27 protein-coding genes and 1 riboswitch are annotated in these 24770 nt (G+C 65.6%); of the genes, 9 read left to right on the top strand and 18 right to left on the bottom strand.

What is annotated here, in order from left to right:
• Window positions 1–68: 68 nt before the first annotated feature.
• The gene (locus XI05_RS31435) at window positions 69–923 is read right to left on the bottom strand and encodes a TIGR01459 family HAD-type hydrolase (protein WP_271509129.1); all 855 of its coding nucleotides are present in this window, start codon (window positions 921–923) and stop codon (window positions 69–71) included.
• A gap of 15 nt (window positions 924–938) precedes the next feature.
• A complete protein-coding gene (locus XI05_RS31430) occupies window positions 939–2417 on the bottom strand; it encodes an EAL domain-containing protein (protein WP_271509126.1) in 1479 nt (492 codons plus the stop codon).
• A 313-nt stretch (window positions 2418–2730) separates the two neighbouring features.
• On the opposite strand from XI05_RS31430, the gene XI05_RS31425 reads away from it, so the two are divergent.
• Entirely contained in the window at window positions 2731–3570 is an 840-nt protein-coding gene (locus XI05_RS31425) for a class I SAM-dependent methyltransferase (RefSeq protein WP_271509125.1), read from the top strand.
• Between the two features lie 47 nt (window positions 3571–3617).
• On the opposite strand, the gene XI05_RS31420 is transcribed toward XI05_RS31425, so the two are convergent.
• From XI05_RS31420 to uvrC, 7 genes are all read right to left on the bottom strand, one after another.
• On the bottom strand, window positions 3618–4748 hold the full coding sequence (locus tag XI05_RS31420; protein ID WP_271509123.1) for a YihY/virulence factor BrkB family protein: 1131 nt from the start codon (window positions 4746–4748) through the stop codon (window positions 3618–3620).
• Complete coding sequence (locus XI05_RS31415; RefSeq protein ID WP_271509121.1) at window positions 4748–5332, bottom strand: phage holin family protein; 585 nt, start codon at window positions 5330–5332, stop codon at window positions 4748–4750. The genes XI05_RS31420 and XI05_RS31415 overlap by 1 nt, the downstream gene beginning before the upstream one ends.
• Window positions 5333–5423: 91 nt before the next feature.
• Window positions 5424–6383, bottom strand: a complete 960-nt coding sequence (gene prmB / locus XI05_RS31410; RefSeq protein WP_271509119.1) for a 50S ribosomal protein L3 N(5)-glutamine methyltransferase — start codon at window positions 6381–6383, stop codon at window positions 5424–5426.
• Window positions 6383–6850 (bottom strand): molybdenum cofactor biosynthesis protein MoaE, encoded by a 468-nt coding sequence (locus XI05_RS31405; RefSeq protein ID WP_271509115.1) that lies wholly within the window; start codon window positions 6848–6850, stop codon window positions 6383–6385. Before XI05_RS31405 ends, prmB begins: the two co-directional genes overlap by 1 nt.
• A 237-nt stretch (window positions 6851–7087) precedes the next feature.
• A complete protein-coding gene (moaD, locus tag XI05_RS31400) occupies window positions 7088–7339 on the bottom strand; it encodes a molybdopterin converting factor subunit 1 (RefSeq protein WP_157286520.1) in 252 nt (83 codons plus the stop codon).
• Window positions 7336–7953: a CDP-diacylglycerol--glycerol-3-phosphate 3-phosphatidyltransferase gene (gene pgsA, locus XI05_RS31395; RefSeq protein WP_172788771.1), complete on the bottom strand. Its 618-nt coding sequence runs from the start codon at window positions 7951–7953 to the stop codon at window positions 7336–7338. Before pgsA ends, moaD begins: the two co-directional genes overlap by 4 nt.
• A gap of 96 nt (window positions 7954–8049) precedes the next feature.
• Window positions 8050–10110 (bottom strand): excinuclease ABC subunit UvrC, encoded by a 2061-nt coding sequence (uvrC, locus tag XI05_RS31390; RefSeq protein ID WP_271509112.1) that lies wholly within the window; start codon window positions 10108–10110, stop codon window positions 8050–8052.
• Between the two features lie 249 nt (window positions 10111–10359).
• On the opposite strand from uvrC, the gene XI05_RS31385 reads away from it, so the two are divergent.
• Window positions 10360–10983 carry an outer membrane protein gene (locus tag XI05_RS31385; protein WP_271509109.1) on the top strand — a complete coding sequence of 208 codons (624 nt, stop codon included), beginning with the start codon at window positions 10360–10362 and terminating at the stop codon, window positions 10981–10983.
• 71 nt (window positions 10984–11054) lie between these two features.
• On the opposite strand, the gene XI05_RS31380 is transcribed toward XI05_RS31385, so the two are convergent.
• From XI05_RS31380 to XI05_RS31365, 4 genes are all read right to left on the bottom strand, one after another.
• A complete protein-coding gene (locus XI05_RS31380) occupies window positions 11055–11270 on the bottom strand; it encodes a cold-shock protein (protein ID WP_008544396.1) in 216 nt (71 codons plus the stop codon).
• A 266-nt stretch (window positions 11271–11536) separates the two neighbouring features.
• Window positions 11537–12397 (bottom strand): 23S rRNA (adenine(2030)-N(6))-methyltransferase RlmJ, encoded by an 861-nt coding sequence (locus XI05_RS31375; RefSeq protein WP_271509105.1) that lies wholly within the window; start codon window positions 12395–12397, stop codon window positions 11537–11539.
• Between the two features lie 116 nt (window positions 12398–12513).
• The gene (locus tag XI05_RS31370) at window positions 12514–13206 is read right to left on the bottom strand and encodes a ribonuclease T2 (RefSeq protein WP_271509102.1); all 693 of its coding nucleotides are present in this window, start codon (window positions 13204–13206) and stop codon (window positions 12514–12516) included.
• 119 nt (window positions 13207–13325) lie between these two features.
• Entirely contained in the window at window positions 13326–13787 is a 462-nt protein-coding gene (locus tag XI05_RS31365) for a hypothetical protein (protein WP_271509100.1), read from the bottom strand.
• Window positions 13788–13969: 182 nt separating this feature from the next.
• Here XI05_RS31365 and XI05_RS31360 point away from each other — a divergent pair, with 182 nt between their 5' ends.
• Window positions 13970–14278, top strand: a complete 309-nt coding sequence (locus XI05_RS31360; RefSeq protein ID WP_271509097.1) for a hypothetical protein — start codon at window positions 13970–13972, stop codon at window positions 14276–14278.
• Window positions 14279–14323: 45 nt separating this feature from the next.
• The gene (locus XI05_RS31355; RefSeq protein WP_271509094.1) at window positions 14324–14854 is read left to right on the top strand and encodes a DUF3617 domain-containing protein; all 531 of its coding nucleotides are present in this window, start codon (window positions 14324–14326) and stop codon (window positions 14852–14854) included.
• A gap of 105 nt (window positions 14855–14959) precedes the next feature.
• On the opposite strand, the gene XI05_RS31350 is transcribed toward XI05_RS31355, so the two are convergent.
• From XI05_RS31350 to XI05_RS31340, 3 genes are read right to left on the bottom strand one after another with little or no spacing between them, the layout of a single operon-like run.
• Window positions 14960–16348, bottom strand: a complete 1389-nt coding sequence (locus tag XI05_RS31350) for an ATP-binding protein (RefSeq protein WP_172788763.1) — start codon at window positions 16346–16348, stop codon at window positions 14960–14962.
• Window positions 16349–16366: 18 nt separating this feature from the next.
• The gene (locus XI05_RS31345) at window positions 16367–17098 is read right to left on the bottom strand and encodes a response regulator (RefSeq protein ID WP_212259367.1); all 732 of its coding nucleotides are present in this window, start codon (window positions 17096–17098) and stop codon (window positions 16367–16369) included.
• The gene (locus XI05_RS31340; RefSeq protein WP_172788761.1) at window positions 17095–17637 is read right to left on the bottom strand and encodes a MarR family winged helix-turn-helix transcriptional regulator; all 543 of its coding nucleotides are present in this window, start codon (window positions 17635–17637) and stop codon (window positions 17095–17097) included. The genes XI05_RS31345 and XI05_RS31340 overlap by 4 nt, the downstream gene beginning before the upstream one ends.
• Window positions 17638–17974: 337 nt before the next feature.
• Between XI05_RS31340 and XI05_RS31335 the strand changes: the two genes are divergently transcribed.
• The 5 genes from XI05_RS31335 (at window position 17975) to XI05_RS31315 (ending at window position 22277) form a co-directional block, all read left to right on the top strand.
• The gene (locus XI05_RS31335; RefSeq protein ID WP_271509092.1) at window positions 17975–19057 is read left to right on the top strand and encodes a branched-chain amino acid aminotransferase; all 1083 of its coding nucleotides are present in this window, start codon (window positions 17975–17977) and stop codon (window positions 19055–19057) included.
• Window positions 19058–19332: 275 nt separating this feature from the next.
• Window positions 19333–19857, top strand: coding sequence for a YegJ family protein (locus XI05_RS31330; protein ID WP_172788759.1), 525 nt, complete (start codon window positions 19333–19335; stop codon window positions 19855–19857).
• A gap of 41 nt (window positions 19858–19898) precedes the next feature.
• Window positions 19899–21449, top strand: coding sequence for a histidine--tRNA ligase (gene hisS / locus XI05_RS31325; RefSeq protein WP_271509089.1), 1551 nt, complete (start codon window positions 19899–19901; stop codon window positions 21447–21449).
• Between the two features lie 55 nt (window positions 21450–21504).
• Window positions 21505–21753, top strand: coding sequence for a tautomerase family protein (locus tag XI05_RS31320; RefSeq protein ID WP_084299094.1), 249 nt, complete (start codon window positions 21505–21507; stop codon window positions 21751–21753).
• A 131-nt stretch (window positions 21754–21884) separates the two neighbouring features.
• Complete coding sequence (locus XI05_RS31315; RefSeq protein WP_260380978.1) at window positions 21885–22277, top strand: thioesterase family protein; 393 nt, start codon at window positions 21885–21887, stop codon at window positions 22275–22277.
• 295 nt (window positions 22278–22572) lie between these two features.
• On the opposite strand, the gene proC is transcribed toward XI05_RS31315, so the two are convergent.
• Together proC and XI05_RS31305 are read right to left on the bottom strand one after the other, a co-directional pair.
• Window positions 22573–23409 (bottom strand): pyrroline-5-carboxylate reductase, encoded by an 837-nt coding sequence (gene proC, locus XI05_RS31310; RefSeq protein ID WP_442869336.1) that lies wholly within the window; start codon window positions 23407–23409, stop codon window positions 22573–22575.
• A 190-nt stretch (window positions 23410–23599) separates the two neighbouring features.
• A complete protein-coding gene (locus XI05_RS31305; RefSeq protein ID WP_271509083.1) occupies window positions 23600–24100 on the bottom strand; it encodes a YbjN domain-containing protein in 501 nt (166 codons plus the stop codon).
• 433 nt (window positions 24101–24533) lie between these two features.
• A riboswitch (FMN riboswitch) is annotated at window positions 24534–24693 on the top strand.
• Window positions 24694–24770: the final 77 nt, after the last annotated feature.

Genomic DNA, 24770 nt, shown 5'->3' with positions numbered 1-24770 from the left:
GACATCGCTCGCGGGTTCTAGGCCCCGGCTCTGCAGCTCTTCGAGCTGCGTCCGGGGCACGATATTTTCTACCACTTCAATTCGCGCATCAGCGCCTTCGGCGGGTGGCCGAACAGCTCCATCACCGAATTCGGGTCGAGCTGGTCGAGGCCCTCGAACTCCTCGGCATGGATGCCGCGGGTGACGAACAGACAGTCGATGCCGAATTCGCGTGCGCCGGTGAGATCGGTGCGGACGGAATCGCCGATCGCCAGCACCTTCTTCCGGTCGATCTGATAGCCTTGGCGCTCCCCGGCGAGCGCCATGGCGCGCTCATAGATCGGCCGGTGCGGCTTGCCGTAGAAGATCACCTCGCCGCCGAGCTCGCGATAGAGCTCGGCGATGGCGCCGGCGCAGTAGATCAGCCGGTCGCCGCGCTCCACCACGATGTCGGGGTTGGCGCAGACCAGCGTCAGCTTGCGCTCGCGCGCCTTCAGCATCATGCCGCGATAGTCTTCCGCCGTCTCGGTCTCGTCGTCGTAGAGGCCGGTGCAGACGATGTAATCGGCTTGCTCCAGCGGCGCGGTCACCGCATCGAGGCCGCGGTAGATCGAGTTGTCGCGCTCGGGGCCGAGCCAGAACATCTTGCGGCCGGGATGATCGGCGACGTAGAGCCGGGTCAGATCGCCTGAAGAGACGATCGCGTCATAGATCTCATCGGGGACGCCGAGCTTGCGCAATTGCCGCTGCACGGAGTCGGCCGGGCGCGGCGCGTTGGTGATCAGGATCACCGTACCGCCGCGGCTGCGATAGGTGTGCAGCGCCTCGCAGGCCTCGGGGAAGGATTCCAGCCCGTTATGGACCACGCCCCAGATGTCGCTGAGCACGACCTCCACACCGCCCACGAGCTCGCGCAGGCCTTCGGCATAATGCAGCGCGGTCATGACGTGCGCGGCCGATCAGATGCGGCGCGCGAGCGCCGCGTTGCCTGTGATGCGTTGGGACGGAGGCGCAGCAGACGTTGCGCCTGAGCTGGGTGTGGCGGAGCCATTGGATCCCTGAATGTCCTGCGCCTGGTTCGGCGAGGCCCCGCCGGTAGCAGATGCCCCTTCGGGCCGCAATGGCCGGGGCGGTGCGAACAGGAACCCTTGGCCGAACCGCACGTCATAGTCGAGCAGGTCGACCACCGCGCGCTCGCCTTCGATCCGTTCGGCGATCAGGTCGATGCCGAAGCGGCCAAGCAGGTCGGAGAGGTCGGAGGGGTGGATGTCGGAGGCGGAAGCCTGCTTGGGATCGAGCAGCAGCGCGGCCGGCACCTTGATGAAGCGGACCCCGCGATCGGCCAGCTCGCGCGGCTCGATGCGCAGATCCGTGACATGGTCGATCGAGAAACGGAAGCCGCGCTGGGCCAGCGCCGCGAGATTCTCGGTCTCGGCCGGCCCGAGATTGCGGAAGGTCGACTGCTTGAACTCCAGCACCAGCGAGGGCGCCAGCGCGCGGTTGGCTTCGAGGAAATCGAGGCATTGCGCAAACGTGGTGGAATTGCCGAGCGTGGACGCCGCGACGTTGCAGAACACGCCGACGTCCTTGTTGCGCACCATCAGGCGCCGCAGCACCTGCACGCAGCGCAGCATCACCATGTTGTCGATGCGCCCGATCAGGCCTGAGGCTTCCGCGATGCTGATGAACTCCTCGGCGGCGATCAACTGGTCGCGCTCATCGCGCAGGCGCGTCACCGCCTCGTAGAACCGCACCTTGCGCTGCGGCAGCGTCACCATCGGCTGCAGGAAGATATCGATGCGATTCTCGTCGACCGCATTGCGCAGCGTCGCCAGCAACTGGGTCTGGTTGCGTCCATTGGCGGCCTGAACCGGGCTGGCGGCCTGGACCTGGACCGGCGGCGGCGCCGGCCGTGGCGGGGGCTCCGGAAGCGGAGGAGGAGCGAACGGCTTCTCCTCGAAGGGGGCAGCCAGATCGATCGGCGTTTCCGGCTCGGGCCGCGTGACCGGGGCGGGTGCGGCCGCCGGCGCGTGGCCGGCGAGCAGATCCTCATGGGCCGCGACGGTGGTAGCGAGCTGCCTGACCAATCCGCCGAGTTCGTTGATCTCGCCGATGACCGACTGGATGCGGTCGGAATTGGTCGAATTCGACGAGGCGATGCGGCTCTCGATCGCAGCCAACCGGCGGCCGAACTCGGCCACCTGGCGGGCGAGGTCGGCGGTGCCGCGCGAGAGGTCGGCGATCTGGCCGCCGACGTCGCTGCGGTCGCGCAGCCGCATCGACACCGCGTTGTAGAGTATCAGGAAGGTCAGCGCGGTCAGCGCCACGATCGCCGATTCCGTTCCGCTGATGCCGGCGACCGAATAGAGCACGAGCCCGAGCGAGGCCGCGACCAGGACCATGCAGATGGCGATGAAGATCGTCGAAATGCGAATCATGCCGCGCGTTATGCCTTTAAGAGCTGACTGCCTCACCCGGGAAAACACGGGACGCGCTCGACTCCGTCACGCCTCATGCTCCCCCAAGCATCCATGAGCCTAACATCATTGTTGATTCGAGGGGATAGTGGCTGTTTCGCAGCCCGGTCGGTCCGCGGCCGCAAGCTTTCGAGGCAGCGGCTGCGAAACCTCGCACGGCCTCTGCGGCTCCGGTGCGGAAATCAAGACGCTCTCAGCGGAAAATCATGCCGCCCTCAAGGCCAGCGAGCCGCAAGCGCTCTATCGTCCCGGCGTTCAACCGCAGGAGATTGCCATGTCGACATCCGCCGCGCTCAAGCCAGCTGCCCCCCACCCCGATCTTGCCGCCGTCAAGCAACGCCAGCACGGCGCCTGGTCGTCGGGGGACTATGCCGTGGTCGGCACTACCTTGCAGATCGTCGGGGAACAGCTCTGCGAGGCCATCGACTTGCGCGCCGGCAGCAAGGTGCTGGACGTCGCCGCCGGCAACGGCAATGCGACGCTGGCGGCGGCGCGGCGCTGGTGTGACGTCACATCCACCGACTACGTGCCGGCGCTGCTCAAGCGCGGGCGTGAGCGCGCAATGGCCGAACATCTCACCGTCGAGTTCCGCGAGGCGGATGCCGAGGCGCTGCCGTTTGCCGACGCCAGCTTCGACGTCGTGCTCTCCACTTTCGGCGTGATGTTCACACCGGATCAGGACAAGGCCGCCTCGGAGCTCGCGCGGGTCTGCAAATCCGGCGGCAAGATCGGCCTTGCCAACTGGACGCCGCAAGGCTTCATCGGCCAGCTGTTCAAGACCATCGGCAAGCATTTGCCGCCGCCGGCGGGCGTGAAATCGCCCGCCATGTGGGGCACGACGGCACGGCTCGAGGAAATGTTCGGCGGCGTGGCCGCGGAGATCGCCGCCGAGCCGCGCATGTTCGTGTTCCGCTATCGCTCGCCGGACCATTGGCTCGACATCTTCAAGACCTTCTACGGCCCCACGCTGAAGGCGTTTGCTGCGCTCGACGCGAGCGGCCAGGCCGCGCTGACGCGCGATCTGCTGGCGCTGCTCGGGGAGTTCAACCACGCCGATGACGGCACGATCGTGGTGCACAGCGAATATCTGGAAGCCGTGATCACCAAGCGCTGACCGCGCCCGAGATGCGGTCGGGCCAGCTCCGGCCCGACCGCCACCGATCAAAATGGCGCGGTGGCGCCGACCGTGTCGGCGGAGACGGCGTCGCGGGTGCCGAGCGGCTTGGGAGACCCCTCGGTGGTGTCCTTGAGCGTCTGCCGCTCGATCTCCGAATTCAGCTCGGCGCCGAACATGATGACGATCGCCGACATCCACATCCACATCATCAGGCCGATCGCCGCGCCCAGAGAGCCGTAGGTCGCGTTGTAATTTGCGAATTCCGAGAGATACCAGGACAGCAGGGCAGAGCCTGCGATCCAGAGGATCGCGGCCATCACGGCGCCGAGGCTCAGCCATTGCCAGCGCGGCGCGTCACGGCTGGGCGCGAAGCGGTAGAGAATGGCGAGTGCGACCAGCAGGATGACGAACAGCAGCGGCCATCGTGCCAGCGCCACGATCAGCTTGCTTTCCGGCGCCATGCCGAGGTGATTGAGCGCAAGCGGGAAGGCGACGACGGCTCCCACCATCAACAGCAGCGCCACGATGCCGCCGACGGTGAAGGCCAGCGAGATCATGTTCAGCTGGATGAAGCTGCGCTTCTCGCGTTCCTCATAGGCGACGTTGAGGGCGTCGAAGATCGCCTTGACGCCGGCATTGGCGCTCCAGATCGCAAGCAGCAGGCCGACCAGGAAGGTGACACCGAGCGTCGTATTGCCGTTCGACAACACGCGCGCGACCTGGTCCTCGACGATCTGGAACGAGCCCTCGGGCAGCATGGTCGCAAGCGTCTGGAGGTTGGCGCTGATCGTCGCGGGATCGGCAAACAGGGCATAGGATGAGACGAGCGCGGTGACTGCGGGGAAGAGCGCGAGAAGGCCGAAGAAGACGACGCCGCCCGCCGTCGCGAGCAGGCGATCCTCGTCGATGCGCTGATAGGTTCGCCAGAAAATATCCTTCCAGCCCGCCCAGGGGATCTCGAACGGGCTTTTTGCCCGGCGGCCGCGGCCCGGCTGCATCGCCGCCCCGGCCGGGTGCGTTTCCGGGGAATTCGCTTCGCCCTTGCGGTGGTCTGGCGGAGGCCCGGGCCTCGCCAGGCCGGAATCCTGAAAGTAGCGCTCCGCGGTCAGAACGAACACGGCCGTCGCCGCCACCAGCAGCCAGGAGTCGATCTGTTCGGAGCGCCGCGCCAGCATCACGCCTCCAGACTGCGCCTGTTGCGTCGCCGCCGGGCGGCCGTCAGCCCGACCAGGCCGACCGCCGCGAGCATCAGGCCGAGCTGCACGGGATGGTTGGCGCGGGCCGGCCAGGTCTTGATGCCGCCGCGCTCGCCCGGTGCCAGCGGCGCGAGCGGAATTGTCGTTGCGACCTCCTTCACCGCCTCCTTGACCGTTCCACGCGGGATCCGGGGCGTGGCGACCGCCACGCGCAGACGGCTCGCGAGCGGCACCACCGGCTTGGCCTTGCGTTTCATCTGCGCCATGGCCACGCCGGCGCAGACCGCGGCCAGCACCAGCAGCACCGTGGCGACGGCGCCAAATCCCCAGAATTGCCCATAGGTGATCGCGACCCAGCGGTACAAGGCCATCAGTCCGACGAAGAACGCCGCGACAACGAACAGGCCGGCGACCGCGAACAGCCCGCCGGCGACCGCGTAGGACGTCACCTTGCCTGTTGCCTGACTGGTCTGGTCACGCAGATAGGATTGAGCAGCGCGTTTGACGTGATTGAGCTTGAGCGCCATCCCGGCGCGCAGCAATTCGCCCGATGGCGCGAGCATGCGGACATCCTCCAAGGACTAGAAAATTCGTCGGGGGATGAACGTGGCGATATTTGACTTGTTCCGATTGAGCGTGACCGGCCGTGATGAATCAGGCGAGATCGGCGGCTGCGATCCAGAACACCTCGCCCTCGGAATCTTCGGTGTCGAGCCAGAGCAGCGGCAGTTCCGGAAAGGCCTCGCCGACGAGCTCGCGGCCGCGGCCGATCTCGCAGATCAGCCCGCCCTGCGGCGTCAGGTGATCGGGCGCATCGCGCAGGATCCGGCGCACCACGTCGAGACCGTCGGCGCCGCCATCGAAGGCGAGCTTCGGCTCGGCCCGGCACTCCGGCGGCAATGCCGCCATGCCCTCGGCGTCGACGTAGGGCGGGTTGGTGATGATCAGGTCGTATCTGTTGCCGCCGAGCGGGGCGAACAGGTCGCCGCGATAGAGGCTGATCCGGTCCTCGAGCCCGTATTCGCCGACATTGCGCGCAGCGACCTCGAGCGCGCCCTTGGAGATGTCGACGGCGTCGACGGTGGCGTTCGGGAAATGATGCGCGGCGAGGATCGCAAGGCATCCCGAGCCCGTGCAGAGATCGAGCACGCGCTCGACCGCCGTCGGATCGTCGATCAGCGATCCGGCCTCGCCGTCGGCGCCGAAATGCGACTCCAGGAGCTCGCCGATGAAGGAGCGCGGAACAATGACGCGCTCGTCGACATAGAAGGGCAGGCCGCGCATGTAGATCTTGTTGACGAGATAGGCGGCCGGTTTGCGCGTCGTGACGCGCTGATGGATGAGATCGAGGAGGGTCTTGCCTTCCGCGGCGGTGACGCGCGCGTTGGCAAAGATCTCGAACTGGTCGGGAGTGAGATGCAGCGCCTCGCAGACCAGGAACGCGGCTTCCGCGACGGGATCGGTCGTGCCATGGGCAAAGGCGAGCTTGGCCTCGACGAAGCGGCTCACCGCGTAACGGACGAAGTCGAGCAGCGTGAGAAGCTCGCCGGGTCCCGCCTTCGCGAGCTTCGGCGCGGCGCGGCCGCGCGCGGTCTTCTTCGTAACTTTAGCCATCAGGATTTCGTCCAGCGTGCGGCGGCTTCGTCGTCACGGGCATGGGCCTCGACCCAGTCGGTGCCGGTGGCGCTCTCTTCCTTCTTCCAGAACGGCGCGCTGGTCTTGAGATAGTCCATCAGGAACTCGGCCGCCTGGAACGCCGCCTGCCGGTGCTGCGAGGCGGTCACGACCAGCACGATGTTCTGGCCCGGCATGAAGCGGCCGACGCGGTGGATCACCGTGACGCCGTTGAGCGGCCAGCGCGAAATGGCCTCGTCGGCATGGCGCCTGATCTCTTCCTCCGCCATGCCGGGATAATGTTCGAGCGTCAGCGCCGCGACGTTGGCGCTGTCCTCGTCGGCGCGGCAGATCCCGGAGAAGCTCACGACAGCGCCGATATCGGTCCGGCTGCTCGTCAGGACCGAGATCTCGCGCGCGATGTCGAAATCGTCTTCCTGGATACGGATGGTGACGGGGCAGGTCATGATCGTGCCGCTTCGATGGTGCCGCACCTCTCCCATAGGGAGAGGTCGCGCCGAAGGCGCCGGTGAGGGGATCCGCCCTCTCGTGAGACCTGTGCCCCCTCACCCGGATCGCTTACGCGACATAGCCGAGGCTTTGCCTCGGCGTTCTCTAACACGGCCGCCGAAGGCGGCCTACGCCTCTCCCCTTTGGGGAGAGGTGAGCCGACACCGTACGCTCGTCTGTTCGAGAGCATCAGCCTAGCCGCCGGTCATGGGCGGGAAGAACGCGATCTCGCGGGCGCCTGCAATGGCGGCGTCCTGCTTGACGTGAGCGCGGTCGATCGCGGCCCGGATCACCTTCGGCTTCTCGAACGCATGCGCATAAGCTTCGCTTTGGCCGGAGAGCCAGGCGATCAGCTCCTCGACGGTGCGCACGCTCGCGGGCGGCTCGATCGTCTCTTCGGCCTTGCCGACGCGCTCGCGCACCCAGGCGAAATACTTCACCTTCATCCCTCGTCCTCCTTGATGAGGTGATGGATGCCGGCGCGGAAATAGTCGTAGCCGGTGTACATGGTGAGGATCGCCGAGGCCCACAGCAGTGCGAGGCCGATCATCGAGACCACTGGCACGACCTCGTCGCCGGCCGGTCCCGCGAGCAGGAACCCGATCGCTACCAGCTGGACCGTGGTCTTCCATTTCGCAAGCTTGGTCACGGGCACGCTGACGCGGAGCGCAGCCAGATATTCGCGCAGGCCCGAGACCAGGATCTCGCGGCACAGGATCACGATCGCGGCCCATAGCGACCAGCCGTGAATGATGCCGTCCGCGGCCAGCATCAACAGGCAGGAGGCGACCAGCAGCTTGTCGGCGATCGGATCGAGCATGCGGCCGAAGGCCGATTGCTGATTCCAGATCCGCGCGTAATAGCCGTCGAGGTAGTCGGTCACCCCTGCGGCGATGAAAATGGCGACCGCGAGCCAGCGCAGCCAGAGCGGCTGATCCAGAATCGACTGCGCATAGATGCATCCGACCACGACCGGGATCGCGGCGATCCGGCCGTAGGTCAGGATGTTGGGGAGGGACATCGCGCGGCTGGTGGTCCCTCGTGTCGTGGCGATGTTCATCCGTCCTACCAATACCGCTCAAGCCTGAAGGTCAACCGTTCCACTCCCAAATGGGATCCAGGATGCGACGACCATATGACCGCCGCCTCCTTTAGTTCACCCCGGCTGGGGATGGAAATACTCGAAAATCCTGCGGGCGCTCTCGGCGCTGACCCCCGGAACCTTGCCGAGATCGGCGATCGAGGCCCGCTCGATCTCTTTCAGGGTCCCGAAATGATGCAGCAAGGCACGTTTGCGTGACGGGCCGATGCCCGGAATCTCCTGCAAGCCGGCCTCGCGGATGTCCTTCTTGCGCAGCTTGCGGTGCGAGCCGATGACGAAACGGTGGGCCTCGTCGCGCAGGCGCTGGATGAAATAGAGCACGGGATCGCGCGGCTCCAGCTTGATCGCCTCGCGCTCCGGCATGAACAGGGTCTCGCGGCCGGCATCCCGGTCCGGCCCCTTGGCCACCGACATCAGCGACACCTGGGTCAGCCCGAGATTGGCGAAGATCTCGCGCACGGCGTTGAGCTGGCCGCGGCCGCCGTCGATGATGACGAGGTCGGGCCATTGCGGGAAATCGTCGTCCTTGGCCTTGGTGGCGGTGTCCTCGGACGGATTGATCAGGCGCTTGAAGCGGCGCTCCAGCACCTCGCGCATCATGGCGAAGTCGTCGCCGGGCGTGATCCCTTCGGACTTGATGTTGAACTTGCGGTACTGGTTCTTCACGAAGCCATCGGGGCCGGCGACGATCATGGCGCCGACCGCGTTGGTGCCCTGGATGTGGCTGTTGTCGTAGACCTCGATGCGCTTGGGCACGTGCGGCAGGTTCAGCGTCGTGGCCATGGCCTCGAGCAGCCGGCTTTGCGTCGCGGTGTCCGCGAGCTTGCGGCCGAGCGCCTCGCGCGCATTGGTCAGTGCGTGGGCGACCAGCTCCTTCTTCTCGCCGCGCTTGGGCGCGGTGACCTCGACCTTGTGGCCGGCCTTGATCGACAGCGCATTGGCGAGCAGCTCGCTCTCCTCGATCTCGTGCGAGAGCAGGATGTTCTTCGGCGGCGGCTTGTCGTCGTAGAACTGGGCCAGGAAGGACCCCAGCACTTCCTCGGGCGTAAAGCTCTTCTCCGCGCGTGGAAAATAGGCGCGGTTGCCCCAGTTCTGTCCGGTGCGGAAGAAGAACACCTCGACGCAGGAGAAGCCGCCCTCCTGGTGGATGGCGAACACGTCGGCTTCCTCCACCGTGCGTGGGTTGATGCCCTGCTGTGACTGGATCGCCGACAGCGCGGCGAGGCGGTCGCGGTAGAGTGCGGCGCGCTCGAATTCGAGCTCGTTCGAGGCCTTCTCCATCTCGCCGGCGAGCTCCTGCTTCACCGCATGGCTCTTGCCCGAGAGGAAGTCGCTCGCCTCGCGCACCAGCGTTGAATAGCCACCGAAATCGATCTCGCGGGTGCAGGGGCCGGCGCAGCGGCGGATCTGGTGGAGCAGGCAGGGCCGGGTGCGGCTCTCGAAGAAGGAATCGGTGCAGGAGCGGATCAGGAACGCTCGCTGCAGCGCCGTGATGGTGCGGTTGACCGCGCCGGCGGAGGCGAACGGGCCGAAATAGCGTCCGGGCCGGGTCTGCGCACCACGATGCTTGAGGATCTGCGGCGCCCAATGGTCGCCGGTGATCAGGATGTAGGGAAACGATTTGTCGTCGCGCAGCTGCACGTTGAAGCGCGGCCGCAGCTGCTTGATGAGGTTGGCCTCCAGCAGCAGCGCCTCAGTCTCGGTCGTGGTCGAGACGATCTCCACGGTGACAGTGGCCGCGATCATGCGCAGGATGCGGGCCGGCAGTGGTGCACTCTGGCGCGCATAACTGGACAGGCGCTTTTTGACGTTCTTGGCCTTGCCGACATAGAGCACGTCGGCGCTCGCATTGAGCATGCGATAGACGCCGGGCGAGGTCGGCGCGAGGCGGACCGCGCGCTCGATCGCCTCGTGACCGGTCGCGAGCGGGCCTTCGCCGACGGCGCCGCTCTCTTCCAGGATGTCCGGCAGCAGCGCATCGTCCTCGTCGTCGCCGCCTGCCGCCGCAGGATCGACGTCCGGCGCGGCCAGCCGCTCGGGCGGGGCGTCGCTCGCAGCAGCCGGCGGCGGCTTGCGCGCGCGGTCGTCCGGATTGTCGGAGGAATCGTGAACCATGGGGCGAATTTAGGCGCTGGGGGTGCCGATTTGAAGTTCCGGCCATGCCGCACGCAAGAGGATGGCGGCCAGTTTCCGGTAACGCTTCCTTAAGTCTGTTAAGCGGGCGGTAACCCGACTTAACAGCCCTTTAACTTAAAACTCTCGATAAATCCTACGCGAAAAGTTCTTGGTTCCGTAACCGTCCGGTTTTGCTTGCGCGGCGGCGCGGGCATCGCTCGGGTTGCGGCAGTTGCGTTGGAGTGAGTGATGAAGAGGTTCGTTGTGGGCGCAGCCGCGTTGGTTGCCGCCGGCTGGACAGCTTCGGCAGAGGCCGCCGATCTCAATTACGGGCAGCGTGCGCCCTATACCGTCAATCAGCCGCTCAATGCCTATAGCTGGGCGGGCCCCTATCTCGGCGGCAACATCGGCTATCAATGGGGCTCGGTCGACAACAACCCCACCAAGCCGTCCGGCTTCGTCGGCGGTGTGCAGGCCGGCTACAATTTCCAGAACGGCCCGTGGGTGTTCGGTGTCGAGGGCGACATCCAGGCCGCCGGCGCCGACGACACCTTTGCGCCGTGGAAATTCTCCAATCCATGGTTCGGCACCCTGCGCGGCCGCGCCGGCTATGCGTTCAACAACGTGCTGTTCTACGGCACCGCCGGCCTCGCCTTCGGCGAGCTGCGGGCGCAGACCTTCGGCTGGACGGAGTCGCACACCACCGCCGGCTGGACCATCGGTGCCGGTGCGGAAGTCGGCCTCACGCCGAACTGGAGCGCCAAGCTCGAATATCTCTACATCGATCTGTCGACCAGCCAGTTCGCAATTACGGGCGTATCAAACGGCTATAGCGCCAGCGTTGTCCGCGCAGGCGTGAACTATCGCTTCTGACATCCAAAGAAGAAAATACCGGACCAGCCTCCCGGCCGCTCGCGGCCGGGATTTTTTTCGCGCCAGGCTCGCTAGGAGAGGATCACAAGATTGACCGCCTTCGGTCCCTTCCCCTTCTTGTCCGGTTCGACTTCGAAAGTAATACGCTGTCCTTCGGCAAGGTCCTTCAGTCCCGCCCGCTCCACAGCGGTGATGTGAACGAAGACATCGCGACCGCCGTCGTCAGGCTTGATGAAGCCGTAGCCGCGCTCGCCGTTGAAGAACTTGACCGTTCCCGTCATGGCCATCGGGAAACTCCCCCTCATTGCTCCTCCGCCGCGACGCAGACTCACGTCGCGACATGACCGGGCCATACGGAGCCCGGGAGCTGGCCATCCCTTGGACGGACCTGATCGGTCCGGCGGGATCTTTCTTAGGGCCTTCACTCCGCCGCAACCATTCGCGGAAGCGGAACGTAAAGCCAGTCACGGAAATAGCATAATACGGTTCTTCGCAGATTGACTACCGGTCCTGCATATTTTTCCCAAGAATGCCGGAGTGTTACGGCCTGACGTTAAGGCTTGGGCGCCTCCAGTCGGAATCTGGCAGCCCCGCCCTGGCCGAGCGGTATTTCCAGCTCCGGCAGAATAGTCTTGAGCTCGCCGTGCAGCGTGTAGGGCGGGTTGACGATCAGGAGGCCGGTGGAGGTGAGGGCGGCGCTGTCGGCTTGCGGCGCGACGCTGAATTCGAGGCGCAGGCATTTTCCAGGCGGCTTTGCTGCAGCTGCGAGCCGCGCCACGGTTTGAGCCAGCGTGTCGGTGGCCCGCCGGTTCTTAGCGGGATACCAGATTACGTAGATACCGGTCGGCCATTTCGCGAACGCCGCCGAGAAGACGTCGTCGAGCCGCTCGAACTCGTCCTTGGCCTCGAAGGGCGGATCGATCAGCACGAGGCCGCGCCGCTCCTTCGGCGGCACGAAGGCCGGCAGCGCCACCCAGCCGTCGAGATCGACCACGCGGGCCTGCTCGTCGCGGCGCAGAGCGTCGATCAGCGCTTTTCGTGCCTTCGGCTCGAGCTCGCAGGCGACAAGCCGGTCCTGCGGCCTGAGCAGGCCGCGCGCGATCAACGGCGAGCCTGGATAGACCTTCAGCTCGCCCTTCGGATTGAAGGCGCGGACGATGTCGAGATAGGGCTTCGTCAGCGCCGCGCTCTCGTTCGACAGGCGCGCCTGCAGCAGCCGGGCAATGCCGGTCAGCCATTCGCCGCCGCGGCGCGCCTCGTCGCTGTCGAGATCGTAGAGGCCGGCGCCGGCATGGGTGTCGATGACGCGGAACGCTGCCGGCTTGTCCTGCAGATAAGTGAGGATGCGCGCCAGCACGATGTGCTTGATGACATCGGCGAAGCTGCCGGCGTGGAAGGCGTGGCGGTAGTTCATGATAGGACTGCGTTGTCTGGCGCGATCCCATCCCCTTGTCATTGCGAGCGCAGCGAAGCAATCCAGAATCTTTCCGCGGAGGCAGTCTGGATTGTTTCGTCGCGCAATGACGGGGCCTAGCCGCCCCTGATCGGCGGCATCGTCACCTGGTCGCGGCGGCATGCGCGGCGCTCGATCTCGTCGCAGGCGCGGAATTGCAGGTCCTTGCTGAGGCAGATGCGGACCTCGGACAGCCGTGTCCGGTTGCAGGTGACCGAGACGGCGGCATTGCTGAGACCCGGATTGGCCTTGATGAAGGCCTCCTCGACGTCCGCCGGCGCGACGGTCTTGGGCTGCGACAGATCGAGATACTCGGCCGGAATCTTGATTGCGGCGCGCGCCTTGCGGATCATCTCGAAATAGCTGCGGCCCTCGAGCCCGGAACAGGTGCCGTGCTTGTCCCACTCGTTGAAGATCAGGCCCGGCGCCGGCATCAGGTCGAGCATCGAGGAGACGATGTTGCGGTTCAGCCGCGGTGCCGGCCGCTGGCAGTATTCCGGAAAACCGTTCTCGTATTGCGGCCACAGCCCATGCACCACGAAGGCGTAGGGCCGTCCGCCGCATTGAATCTGGGACCGGCCGCCGCGTTCGGCTGCTTCCTCACAGAACGAGGGCGACCACGACAGCGACAGCACATAGAAATCGAACTCGCCGGGTGCGTTCTGCCGCTTGTCCTGCGCCTTCGCACCGCCGGCGAGGGTGGCCAACCCGGCGACGAGGGTCAGCGAGATCATCAGACGGGACAACGAACGCAATCGGGAGTGAAACATGGCGACGCCCCTCAACTAGACTGTGCGCACAGCCTAGCAGGCGATGGGAACATTTCAAGAACAAAATTGGGGCGGCAGGCGTCGGCCGGCTGATCAGCCCGAATCAGCCGCTTTCGGGATTAGGGCTTGGCGGCGCGGCAGGCCGGATTGTAGGCCCAGTTGCGGTCGACGCCGACCACGCACCACTCGACGCCGTTGCCGTAGCCGGCGAAGCCACCATCCTCAATGAGCGAGAAATGCACCTTGCGTACCTTGCCGTCGGTGAGCATGGCGTCAGCGGTGCAATAGCGGCGCGGGATGTTGTCGGACTGCCAGGGGCGGAACGCGACCTCGCGAACGGCGGAGAAGCCGGTGATCTTCAACGGGGAATTCCAGAACCCGCTTTCCTTCTCCCAGAACTGGGTGGCGATCGTCGGCAGCGCCCTGTCGCAATCGGCCACAGTGCCGTCATAGCGCGGCCCGCTCAGCCAGAAATTCAGCTCGAGCGGATTGGCGGCCCTGGCCTCGCCGAGCGACAGCGCTCCGAACATGAGGCCGAGCACGGCGGCAAAGCGGAGCGATTTCGGGGAGGGGGCGCGCATGGTCAATCCGGACAGCTGGCTCTTGCGAAGGTCGGACGGTGCCGCGAAGGTCGGGGGAGGTCAAGTGCAGCGCGGCAACACTTCGCCAGGACTTGACCAAGATGGCGCGGCCAACAGGGTTCGGTTCTTTTCACGTCCGTCCCGGCACCGTAAACTGGCGCCAGCCAATTGGAGTGACGGGAATGCGAATCATTGCGGCCGCGGGCCTTCTTGCCAGCCTGGTTGTCTCGGGCCTGGTGGCGAGCCAGTCGGCGCGCGCCGACATCTTTGCTCCGGTGCCGCCGTTCAAGGGCAACGACACCGGCGGCATCATCGCCTATTCGATGGCGACCCAGGTCGATGCGCGTCAGGTCGCGGTCGATCACTGCGCTCGCTACGGCAAGGTCGCGAAATTCCTGGGCGTGCAGGCCTATGAGGGCGGCTACATCTCGTTCGCCTGCCGCTGGGTGCCCTATGGCGCCGCCGATCGGCCGATCCGCACGCTCTACTGAGGCGCTGTCGCAACGCCGCACGTCTCTCAGCCGGGAGCCTTCGACATGACGCGCAAATTCGCTTTGCTCGGCTCGACGCTCTGCCTCGCGTTGTCGGCAGGCGGCGCCAGCGCCGACGACCTGCCGGTGCGCAAACCCGGTCTTTGGGAGATGAAGCTGGTCACATCAGGCTCGCCGGTGCCCGAGATGACCATGCAGCACTGCACCGACGAGACCGTCGACAAGGAGATGAGCAACAACGTCTCCCCGATGGCCAAGCAGATCTGCGCCAAGCAGGAGATCAAGAAGACTGCGACCGGCTATGTCAGCGATTCCGAGTGCAGCGTCGCCGGCGTCAGCACGACCTCGCATGCCGAGATCACCGGCGATTTCAACTCGGCCTACACGGTGAAGACGACCTCGCATGCGCAAGGCGGCGTCGCCGGCACGGCCGGGCGCGATAGCACCACGACGCTGCAAGCCAAGTGGCTCGGGGCCTGCAAGCCGGATCAGAAGCCCGGCGACATCGTCATGCCCGGCGGCTTCAAGATGAACACGCGCGACATGGACAAGCTGAAGGCGCTGCTGCCGAAGTAGGCGCTCTTTCCCTCATCCGGCGCCATAGCCGAAGCTCCGCTTCGGCGTTATTAAGAACGGCGGCCGAAGGCCGTTCTCCCACAAGGGGAGAAGGGAAGACCGCGCCTACACCGGTATCCGCACGCTCGCCCTCAATCCCCCCATCGGGCTGTCACCCAGCGTGATGTCGCCGCCATGCGAGCGGGCGATGTCGCGGGCGATCGCGAGCCCGAGGCCAGTGCCGCCTTCGTCCTGGTTGCGGGCGTTGTCCAGCCGCAGGAACGGCTTGAACACCTCTTCGCGCAAGTGCGCGGGAATGCCCGGGCCGTCGTCATCGACGGTGACTGTGAGATAACGGTGATCGCGCTGGCCGGTGATGGCGATGTTCTTGCCGTAGCGCGCTGCGTTGGTGACGAGGTTGGCGAGGCAGCGCTTGAACGAGGCCGGCTTCACCGTCACCACGGGCAGGCCGTTGAAAGCGACGGTCGCGGTATGGCCGTGGCGTTCGGCGTCGCTGCGCAGCTCCTCGAGCGCCTGCGCCATGTCGGTCGGCTGCGACTGCTCGCCGGAATCGCCGCGGGCAAACGCGAGGTAATCCTCCAGCATCATCGACATCTCGTCGACGTCCTTGCGCATGCCCTCGAGCTCGGGATTGTCGCCGATCAGGGCCAGCTCGAGCTTGAAGCGGGTCAGGATGGTGCGCAGATCGTGGCTGACCCCGGCGAGCATCGCGGTGCGCTGCTCCATCGTGCGCTCGATGCGCGACTTCATTTCGAGGAAGGCGACCGCCGCGCGCCGCACCTCGCGCGCGCCGCGCGGGCGGAAATTCGGCGCCTCGCGGCCCTTGCCGAAACTCTCGGCAGCATCGGCAAGCCGCAGGATCGGCTTGATCTGGTTGCGCAGGAACAGCACCGCGACGATCAACAGGATCGAGGACGTGCCGACCATCCAGAACAGGAAGATCTCCGAGTTCGAGGCATAGGCGGCGCTGCGCTGCGCGAACACGCGCATCACGGCATCGTCGAGCTGGATGCGGATCTCGACCAGGTTGGAGCGGCCGACCGTGTCGATCCAGAACGATCGCCCGATCTGGCGGCCGAGCTGCACCGACAGCGTCTGGTCGAGCAGAGAGAAGAACGGTTTTGGTCCCGGCGGCGGCATGTCGCCGGCGGGCAGGAAATCGACGACCAGACCGAGCCGCTGCTGCGCGATGCGGCGGATCTCGTTGCGGTCCTTGTCCTGCGGATAGCCCTTGTAGACGTCGATGAGTGCGGCGATGTCCTGCACCACCGCAGCCGACAGGCGGCGCGTCACCGTGTTCCAGTGCCGCTCCATGAACACGAAGGCGACGACCGATTGCAGCACCACCATCGGCACGATCATGATGAGGAGCGCGCGGGCGTAGAGGCCGGTCGGCATCCAGCCCTTGAACGCGTTGCCCATCCAGCCATTGGCGGCGGAGACGCGGCCGGCGGCGCTCTTCAGAAGCGTCAGGCCGGTATCGATCGTGCTCATCTGGCGTGCTTCACTGATTTATGGCGAGGCCACCAGGCGGTAGCCGATGCCGCGCACCGCCTGCAGGAACAGCGGATTGGCAGGATCGGTTTCGATCTTGCGCCGCAGGCGGTTGATCTGCACGTCGACGGCGCGCTCATTGACGCTGCCGTTGCCGGTCAGCGCGCTGCGCGGCACGGTCTCGCCCGGCGTCTCCGCGAGAATCCGCAGCATCTCGCGCTCACGGTCGGTGAGGTGGATGACCTCCTCGCCCTGGCGCAATTCGCCGCGCTCGAGATGGTAGACATAGGGGCCGAACGCGATCTTCTCGACGGCCGTGGCCTGCGGCGGCGGCGCGGCGCGCTTGAGAATGTTGTTGATGCGCAGCGCCAGCTCGCGCGGCTCGAACGGCTTTGCCACGTAATCGTCGGCACCGATCTGCAAGCCCTCGATCCGGGCTTCCGCCTCGTGGCGCGCCGTCAGCATCACGATCGGCACCGACGACGAGGTGCGGATGAAGCGGGCGAGGTCGAAGCCGGTCTCGCCGGGCATCATGACGTCGAGGATCAGGAGATCGAAATGCAGGCCCATGAGCTTCGAGCGCGCATCGCCGGCGCTCGCCGCGGTGGTGACGCGGTAGCCTTCACTCGCAAGAAAGCGTGAGAGCAAGTCGCGGATGCGGCGGTCGTCATCGACCAGCAAGAGATGCGGGGCATCATCGGCCGGTTGCACCGGCGGGCGGGCGATCGTGGCAGCGAGCGGCACGGTCACTCCTTGGCGTCTTGGTTGACGGAAGCGAAGATCGTCTCGAGCACCTTGTCCGGATCGTCGCGGTCGATCATCGCGCGCAGGAAGCGCTTGACCGTCTCGGCATCCTGCGGCCCCATCTCGGCGAGCGCCCTGGTGATCCGCGTGGTCTGCAGTCCGGCGAGCTTCTGCACCAGCGCCTCGCCCTTCGGTGTCGCGTAGAGCAGGCGCTGGCGACGGTCATTGTCGCCGGTCTTCTGCACGATATAGCCCTCGTCCAGGAGCTGCTTCAGCACCCGGCCGAGCGACTGCTTTGTGATGCGCAGGACGTCGAGCAGGTCGGCGACCTTCAGCCCGGGATAGCGGTAGACGAAGTGCATGACCCGGTGATGGGCCCGGCCGAAGCCGAATGCCTCCAGCTCCTGGTCGGGATCGCCGACGAAATCGCGATAGGCGAAGAACAGGAGCTCGATGATATCCCAGCGCAAATTGCCTCCGTCGCCTGCGGCCGGCTTGGTCCCGGCGGCGTCTTGAGGGGGAGTCGCGAAATTTATGTCAGGCATATTGACGTATCTTGGGTTCAATGTTACAAAAGGATCGACCCACACGAAACTTTAGATCGTTTCGCGCCGGGTGGCATCGGAGCAGGACGGCCGGAGAGAGCCGGACAGGCGGCGACGGCCGAAGCAGATCTACCGTGCGATTGTCGAGCGGCATTTCGGCAAAACATACTGGACTTCCGCCTTCCGCAAAAGCATGTCCTCGGGGACATGCTGGCCGCGGAAACCGGCCGTAACATGGCTGGTGGCGGTCCGGCCAGAAACCAATCAAGCCAGCCGGGCCCGAACGGGCAGGCGGGCGCGAGAAACAGCGCCGCCACCGGCAGCGGGAGGCAAGGACATGAGCATGACATTCGACATCCAGCCCGCATCCAATCCGACGCCTGAGAAGGACCGTGTCGCCAAGCTGGTGGATCCCGGCTTCGGGCGGGTGTTCACCGATCACATGGCCATCGTCCGCTACAACCAGGCCAAGGGCGGCTGGTACGAGGCCAAGATCGAGGCGCGCGCCAACTTCCAGCTCGATCCAGCCGGCGCGGTCCTGCACTACGCCCAGGAGATCTTCGAAGGCCTGAAGGCCTACAAGCGCGACGACGGCGGCGTGAACCTGTTCCGCCCCGACGCCAATGCGCGGCGCTTCAAGGACTCGGCCGATCGCATGGCGATGGCGCAGCTGCCGGAAGACGTCTTCATCGAGGCGGTCGAGCACGTCGTGCGCATCGACCGCGCCTGGATGCCGGGCGGCGAGGGCAGCCTTTACTTGCGCCCGTTCATGATCGCGAGCGAGACCTTCCTCGGCGTCAAGCCGTCGTCCGAATACATTTTTGCGGTGATCGCCTCGCCTGTCGGCTCCTACTTCAAGGGCGGGCCGGCGCCGGTCTCGATCTGGGTGTCGGAGAACTACACGCGCGCCGCGATCGGCGGCACCGGCGCAGTGAAATGCGGCGGCAATTATGCCGCGAGCCTGCGCGCCCAGGCCGAGGCGATCCAGCATGGCTGTGACCAGGTCGTCTTCCTCGATGCGGTGGAGCGCCGCTACATTGAGGAGCTCGGCGGCATGAACGTGTTCTTCGTGTTCGACGACGGCTCGCTCTCGACGCCGCCGCTCGGCACCATTCTGCCCGGCATCACCCGCGACTCCATCATCGCGCTCGCCCGGGATGCGGGCAAGACGGTGCGCGAGGAGCCTTATTCGCTCGATCAGTGGCGCAAGGATGCGGCCGCAGGCAGGCTCAAGGAAGCGTTCGCCTGCGGCACCGCCGCCGTGATCTCGCCGATCGGCAAGGTGCGCTCGGTCAGCGGCGACTTCGAGATCTCGGGCGGTGCCGCCGGCCCCGTCGCCATGGGCCTGCGCAAGCAGCTCGTCGACATCCAGTACGGCCGCACCAACGATCCCCACAACTGGATCCGCAAGGTGTTTTGATCTCGTCACCCTCCCCTGGAGGGGCAGGGTCGATCGCGCGCAGCGCGAGCGGGGTGGGGTGATCTCTCAACTCGGGCAGTGTTCGATGTGGAGAGACCGTCACCCCACCCCGTCTCTCATCTTCGCTACGCTCAGATGCGAGCCGACCCTCCCCCTCCAGGGGCCCTCCAGGGGAGGGTAAGAAGCGCAATGTTTGTGGACTCTTGCGCAGTGAACGTGCTGCTGCCGACAGGCGACAAAGCCAGGACACAACAAGCATCCTGGACATCGCAATCATGGCAAAAAAGCTCTCCCAACCCATGAAATGGGTCGTTCTCGCCGCCATCACCGGCGTTTGCGTTTTCGGCATCCTGACCATCGGCCCCACGCACGAGGTCGCAGCGCAGGACCGCTCGCCGATCGTCGACGTGCGCACCGGCGATCCCGAGATGAACGCGGCGATCGCGCGAGCCCGCGCCACGCTCCCCACCTTCTGGACTTCCTATGAATCGCCAAAGCCGTCCGAGACCGGACACGCCCTGAAGGTGCACTTCACGACCCGCAGGGGCGGCGAGCACGTCTGGATCGGCGAGCTGAAGAAGCAGCCCGGCGGGACATATTCGGGCCTGTTCGCCAACGAGCCGCGCGATCTGCCGGGCAAACACGCAGGCGATCCGGTCAAGTTCACCGAGGCCGACATCTCGGACTGGATGTTCATGCGCAACGGCAAGATCGTCGGCGGCGAAACCATCAAGCCGCTGCTCAAATCCATGCCGAAAGCCGACGCCGACGCGCTCCGGGCGCGGATGGAGCAGCCGTAGGGGCAGTTGCCGCCCCGCGCCGCGGCTGGTAAACGCCGCGCATGGCCGAGAAACCCAAAAAACCCCAGAAACTGAAGGCGCGTCTGCCGCGCGGGCTCGAGGATCGCGATCCCTCAGCGATCCGGGCGACGCGCGAGATGGTCGAGAAGATCCGCGCCGTCTACGAGCTCTACGGTTTCGAGCCGGTGGAGACGCCGGCGATGGAATACACCGACGCGCTCGGCAAATTCCTGCCCGACCAGGATCGCCCGAACGAGGGCGTGTTCTCGTTCCAGGACGACGACGAGCAGTGGATCAGCCTGCGCTACGACCTGACCGCGCCGCTCGCCCGCTACGTCGCCGAGAATTTCGATACGCTGCCGAAGCCCTATCGCAGCTACCGCGTCGGCTATGTCTTCCGCAACGAGAAGCCCGGCCCCGGCCGCTTCCGCCAGTTCATGCAATTCGATGCCGATACGGTCGGCTCGGCGACGCCGGCGGCGGATGCCGAGATCTGCATGATGGCGGCGGATACGATGGAGGCGCTCGGCATCGCGCGCGGCCAGTACGTGGTGAAGGTGAACAATCGCAAGGTGCTCGACGGCGTTCTGGAAGCCATTGGCCTGGCGGGTGAGGAAAATGCGGCGCGCAGACTGACCGTGCTGCGCGCGATCGACAAGTACGATCGCCTTGGCGCCGAGGGCGTCGAACTGCTGCTTGGCTCAGGCAGAAAGGATGAGAGCGGTGATTTTACCAAAGGGGCCGGATTAGATAAGCACCAAATCCAGAAGGTGCTGGCATTCACGCTTTTGCAGAGCGGGCGAATGACGGAATTGGAGCACGTAGGCGGAGAAAAATTTGTCGAAAGCAACAAAGGCGTGCTCGATGGTCTGATGACTCACTTCGGGGGGAATGAAACCTCTAAGGCAGGTATCGACGAACTTAAGTTGATTTCGGACCTTGTTCAGGCTGCCGGCTACGGTCGGGATAGAATTAGCATCGATCCCTCCGTCGTGCGCGGCCTCGAATACTACACCGGCCCCGTCTACGAGGTTGAGCTGCTGCTCGACACCAAGGACGAGAAGGGCCGCCCGGTGCGCTTCGGCTCGGTTGGCGGCGGCGGGCGCTATGACGGCCTCGTCTCGCGCTTCCGCGGCGAGCCGGTGCCGGCGACCGGCTTCTCGATCGGCGTGTCGCGGCTGCAGGCGGCGCTGACGCTGCTCGGCAAGCTCGACACGCGGCCCGAATTCGGCCCCGTCGTCGTCACGGTGTTCGACCGCGACCGCGTCGCCGACTACCAGCAGATGGTGGCGAGCTTGCGAGGTGCCGGCATCCGCGCCGAGCTTTATCTGGGTAACCCCAAGAACATGGGCAACCAGCTCAAATATGCCGATCGCCGCAACTCACCTTGCGTCATCATCCAGGGCTCGGATGAAAAGGCGCGCGGCGAGGTGCAGGTCAAGGACCTGATCGAGGGCGCCAAGGCGGCCGCCGCGATCGCCTCCAACCAGGAATGGCGCGAGACGCGGCCGGCGCAGTTCTCGTGCAGCGAAGCCGATCTCGTCGCCAAGGTGCGCGAGGTCCTGGCCCGCCATGACGTGAGCTGGGGCTAGCTATTCGCTGACGCCGTCATGCCCGGGCTTGTCCCTGGCATCCACGTCTTGTTTGATGGCGACCGTCAATGGCCGGTGTTCGGCCGCAAGGGAGAGAAAAATGCCTGAGATCACCATCAGCATGGCCGAAGGCCGTACCGACGAGCAGAAGGCCGGCATGATGCGCGACATCACCCAGGCGCTGGTGAAGAATCTCGGCGTCGACGCCGATGCCGTCGTCATCCAGATCAACGAAGCCCCGCTCCGCCACAAGATGAAGGGCGGCAAGACCTTCGTGGAGCGCGCGGCGGCGGCGAAGAAGTGACGCGTTAGCGTCATTCCGGGGCGCGCGAAGCGCGAGCCCGGAATCTCGAGCAGCAAACTTCTGGATTCTCTGGTGCGCAACCGCGCACCATAGTTCGCGCTTCGCGCGCCCCGGAATGACGAGCAAGCACCATGGACGCACGCGACTTCATCACAACAGGCATGAGCGCCGAGCGCACGCTGGTGGTCCCGGTGGAGCGCACCGTCGGACATTTCGTGGCCGGCATGCCTTTTGTCTACGCGACGCCGATGATGATCCTGGAGATGGAGATGACATCGGGCGATGCGATCCGCGCCGCGCTGCAGCCGGGCTGGGTCACTGTTGGTACCGAGGTCGACATCCGCCATCTTGCCGCCGCGCTGGTCGGCGCCACCGTGCGGACCACCGCAAAGGTGGTCGCCGTCGAGCGCCGCGTCATCCGCTTCGAGGTCGAGGCATTCGAGGGCACGCGCAAGCTCGGCGAAGGCCGCCACGCCCGGGGGCTCGTGAATGTCGAGACGTTCAACAAGCGGTTAGGGGCGTAGCGGCGAACGCCGTGCCGTAGTGCCGAAGGTTGGGCAAAGCGAAGCGTGCCCACCACTTCCAAAGGGACAATTGAAAGATGGTGGGCACGGCGCTTCGCGCCTTTGCCCACCCTACGGCACCTGATTACTTCGCCAGTTCCTTCGACCGCTGCGTCGCCGCGGCGATGGCGCGGATCATGAATGCCGTAGGGTGGGCAAAGCGAAGCGTGCCCACCACTTCCAGAGGGACAATTGAAAGATGGTGGGCACGGCGCTTCGCGCCTTTGCCCACCCTACGGCACCTACGGGCACCTTTCTACTTCGCCAGTTCCTTCGACCGCTGCGTCGCCGCCGCGATGGCGCGGATCATGAGATAGCGCAGGCCCGGCTCGCCCATCAGCACGCCGAGCGCCGCGGCCGTGGTGCCGCCGGGCGAGGTGACGTTCTGGCGCAGCGTGCTCGACGGCTGCTCCGACTGGTGCAGCAGCTCGCCGGAGCCGGCGACGGTCTCGCGGGCGAGCTTGGTCGCCAGCGCTTCGGGCAATCCCGCTTCAACGCCGGCGCGGGCGAGCTCTTCGGCGAGCAGGAACACGTAGGCTGGCCCTGAGCCGGACACGGCGGTGACCGCGTCCATCAATCCTTCGTCCTCGACCCATTCGACCGAGCCGGTGGCGCGCAGCAACGCATCCGCTACCGCGCGCTGCGCGGCGCTGACGTTGTTGGCCGCGACCGCGACGGTGATGCCGCGGCCGATCGCGGCCGGCGTGTTCGGCATTGCCCGCACCACGGCGCCGCCGCAGACCTCCTGGAGCGAGGCGATCGTGGTGCCCGCCATGATCGAGACCACCGAGGTCTTGTCCGAGACGAACGCCTTCAGCTTGGCGCCGGCCTCGCGGAACATCTGCGGCTTCACCGCCACGACCAGCGTCTCGACAGCGCCTGCGGTCGTCACATCAGGATTGAGCACGACACCCTTGGCGGCCAGCGCGGAGATCTCGGGCGCAATGTGCGGCTCGATCACCGCGACGCGGCGCGGATCGAGCCCGCCCGAAAGCCATCCGGTCAGCATCGCGCCGCCCATCTTGCCCGCGCCGGCGAGCAGGATGGTGCCGGTGATGTTTTGGAGGGTGCTGCTATTGGCCACTGCGGTCACCACAAATTCGGTGTCGTCCCGGCGAAGGCCGGGACCCCTGCGCGAGCGCTTGCGCTCGTCGCTAACACAGGCGGTTCTAGTGGATGAAGCTGGTGGCAACAAGCGTTGTGCCACAAGATGAATCACGCGGTATGGGATCCCGGATCCTCGCTTCGCTTGTCCGGGACGACGTCTGGAGGCGAGGCGAGCCCTACGCCTCCCCAACCGTGTCGAACATCGCCGCGTCCATGGCCTGCGCCGTGGTCTTGCCGGCCCACACCACGAACTGGAACGCGGGGAAGTAGCGCTCGCAGGCATGGATAGCGCCGGCGAGCATGACTTCGCATTGCGCGGGCGAAGCGGTGAGGCCGCCCGGCAGCACCAGGGCCTGGCGGTGCATCACCATGCCGGTGTTGGTCCACAGGTCGAAATGGCCGACCCATAGCTGCTCGTTCACGGCGGCGACGAGCCGCTGCACCTCGCTGCGGCGCGCGGGCGGAATCTTCATGTCGAAGGCGCAGGCCAGATGCAGCGCCTCGATCTCGCCCATCCAGGTGAAGGAGAGCTGGTAGTCGGTCCATTGTCCCTTGGAGACAATCGTGAGCTCGTCCTCGCCGGAGCGTTCGAACGGCCAGTTGTTGCTGGCGGCGATGTCCTCGACCACCGCGAGCGGATGGTTTCTGGAATCGATAGTGCCTTCGAGCAGGGACATGCCGTCTCGACCTCTTGCCTTTTTGTTGTCTTTGATACGCACGCGGTTGGGCCCGGCACGCGCTCCCTAAACGTCGCTACGGCGTCCCCTCGGATTAGCCTATGCAATCTCCTTGGAGTCGCTGTTGCGATCCCTCGGATCAGCGCGGGCCTGTCGCGGATCAAGTGATGTGATTTGCGGAATCTGCGCAACGGGGTCGCGAGTCCGTCCACAAGCCAGGACTCGTTCGTCCACAGCTCATCTCCGCCACAATTCTTAACGGATGAGAACAAACCGGAATCGGATTCAGCAAAAGCGCTCGCCGCAAATTCCGCCGGGCGAGGGCTGGGCCGCCGTCCGGGCATGGGACCATGCGCTTTGCCCATGCGGAACACGCTTGCCGCGGCTGCCCGCCGGCGGCATATTTCCGACTAGGCCGTTCATCCCGGACGGCCGATGTTCTCAGGGCGGGGTGAAAGTCCCCACCGGCGGTAAGGGTCGAAAGGTCCAAGCCCGCGAGCGCCTTCCGCGAGGGGTTATCCCGAAGGGAAGGGTCAGCAGATTCGGTGCAACTCCGAAGCCGACGGTTAAAGTCCGGATGAAAGAGAACGGTCGCTGGCAGACGCATCGAGACGATGCGGCTGTTTGTCGTTCCGTGTGCCCTGATTCTGGTCCTTAAACCGAGGAAAGC

This window comes from Bradyrhizobium sp. CCBAU 11357, assembly GCF_028128865.1.
Taxonomy (GTDB): Bacteria; Pseudomonadota; Alphaproteobacteria; order Rhizobiales; family Xanthobacteraceae; genus Bradyrhizobium.
This window is presented reverse-complemented; position numbering and strand designations above follow the sequence as displayed.

Coding starts and splice junctions, on each gene's coding strand:
- XI05_RS31435 (WP_271509129.1), bottom strand. CDS start 923: ATGACCGCGCTGCATTATGCCGAAGGCCTGCGCGAGCTCGTGGGCGGT.
- XI05_RS31430 (WP_271509126.1), bottom strand. CDS start 2,417: ATGATTCGCATTTCGACGATCTTCATCGCCATCTGCATGGTCCTGGTC.
- XI05_RS31425 (WP_271509125.1), top strand. CDS start 2,731: ATGTCGACATCCGCCGCGCTCAAGCCAGCTGCCCCCCACCCCGATCTT.
- XI05_RS31420 (WP_271509123.1), bottom strand. CDS start 4,748: ATGCTGGCGCGGCGCTCCGAACAGATCGACTCCTGGCTGCTGGTGGCG.
- XI05_RS31415 (WP_271509121.1), bottom strand. CDS start 5,332: ATGCTCGCGCCATCGGGCGAATTGCTGCGCGCCGGGATGGCGCTCAAG.
- prmB (WP_271509119.1), bottom strand. CDS start 6,383: ATGGCTAAAGTTACGAAGAAGACCGCGCGCGGCCGCGCCGCGCCGAAG.
- XI05_RS31405 (WP_271509115.1), bottom strand. CDS start 6,850: ATGACCTGCCCCGTCACCATCCGTATCCAGGAAGACGATTTCGACATC.
- moaD (WP_157286520.1), bottom strand. CDS start 7,339: ATGAAGGTGAAGTATTTCGCCTGGGTGCGCGAGCGCGTCGGCAAGGCC.
- pgsA (WP_172788771.1), bottom strand. CDS start 7,953: ATGAACATCGCCACGACACGAGGGACCACCAGCCGCGCGATGTCCCTC.
- uvrC (WP_271509112.1), bottom strand. CDS start 10,110: ATGGTTCACGATTCCTCCGACAATCCGGACGACCGCGCGCGCAAGCCG.
- XI05_RS31385 (WP_271509109.1), top strand. CDS start 10,360: ATGAAGAGGTTCGTTGTGGGCGCAGCCGCGTTGGTTGCCGCCGGCTGG.
- XI05_RS31380 (WP_008544396.1), bottom strand. CDS start 11,270: ATGGCCATGACGGGAACGGTCAAGTTCTTCAACGGCGAGCGCGGCTAC.
- XI05_RS31375 (WP_271509105.1), bottom strand. CDS start 12,397: ATGAACTACCGCCACGCCTTCCACGCCGGCAGCTTCGCCGATGTCATC.
- XI05_RS31370 (WP_271509102.1), bottom strand. CDS start 13,206: ATGTTTCACTCCCGATTGCGTTCGTTGTCCCGTCTGATGATCTCGCTG.
- XI05_RS31365 (WP_271509100.1), bottom strand. CDS start 13,787: ATGCGCGCCCCCTCCCCGAAATCGCTCCGCTTTGCCGCCGTGCTCGGC.
- XI05_RS31360 (WP_271509097.1), top strand. CDS start 13,970: ATGCGAATCATTGCGGCCGCGGGCCTTCTTGCCAGCCTGGTTGTCTCG.
- XI05_RS31355 (WP_271509094.1), top strand. CDS start 14,324: ATGACGCGCAAATTCGCTTTGCTCGGCTCGACGCTCTGCCTCGCGTTG.
- XI05_RS31350 (WP_172788763.1), bottom strand. CDS start 16,348: ATGAGCACGATCGATACCGGCCTGACGCTTCTGAAGAGCGCCGCCGGC.
- XI05_RS31340 (WP_172788761.1), bottom strand. CDS start 17,637: ATGCCTGACATAAATTTCGCGACTCCCCCTCAAGACGCCGCCGGGACC.
- XI05_RS31335 (WP_271509092.1), top strand. CDS start 17,975: ATGAGCATGACATTCGACATCCAGCCCGCATCCAATCCGACGCCTGAG.
- XI05_RS31330 (WP_172788759.1), top strand. CDS start 19,333: ATGGCAAAAAAGCTCTCCCAACCCATGAAATGGGTCGTTCTCGCCGCC.
- hisS (WP_271509089.1), top strand. CDS start 19,899: ATGGCCGAGAAACCCAAAAAACCCCAGAAACTGAAGGCGCGTCTGCCG.
- XI05_RS31320 (WP_084299094.1), top strand. CDS start 21,505: ATGGCGACCGTCAATGGCCGGTGTTCGGCCGCAAGGGAGAGAAAAATG.
- XI05_RS31315 (WP_260380978.1), top strand. CDS start 21,885: ATGGACGCACGCGACTTCATCACAACAGGCATGAGCGCCGAGCGCACG.
- XI05_RS31305 (WP_271509083.1), bottom strand. CDS start 24,100: ATGTCCCTGCTCGAAGGCACTATCGATTCCAGAAACCATCCGCTCGCG.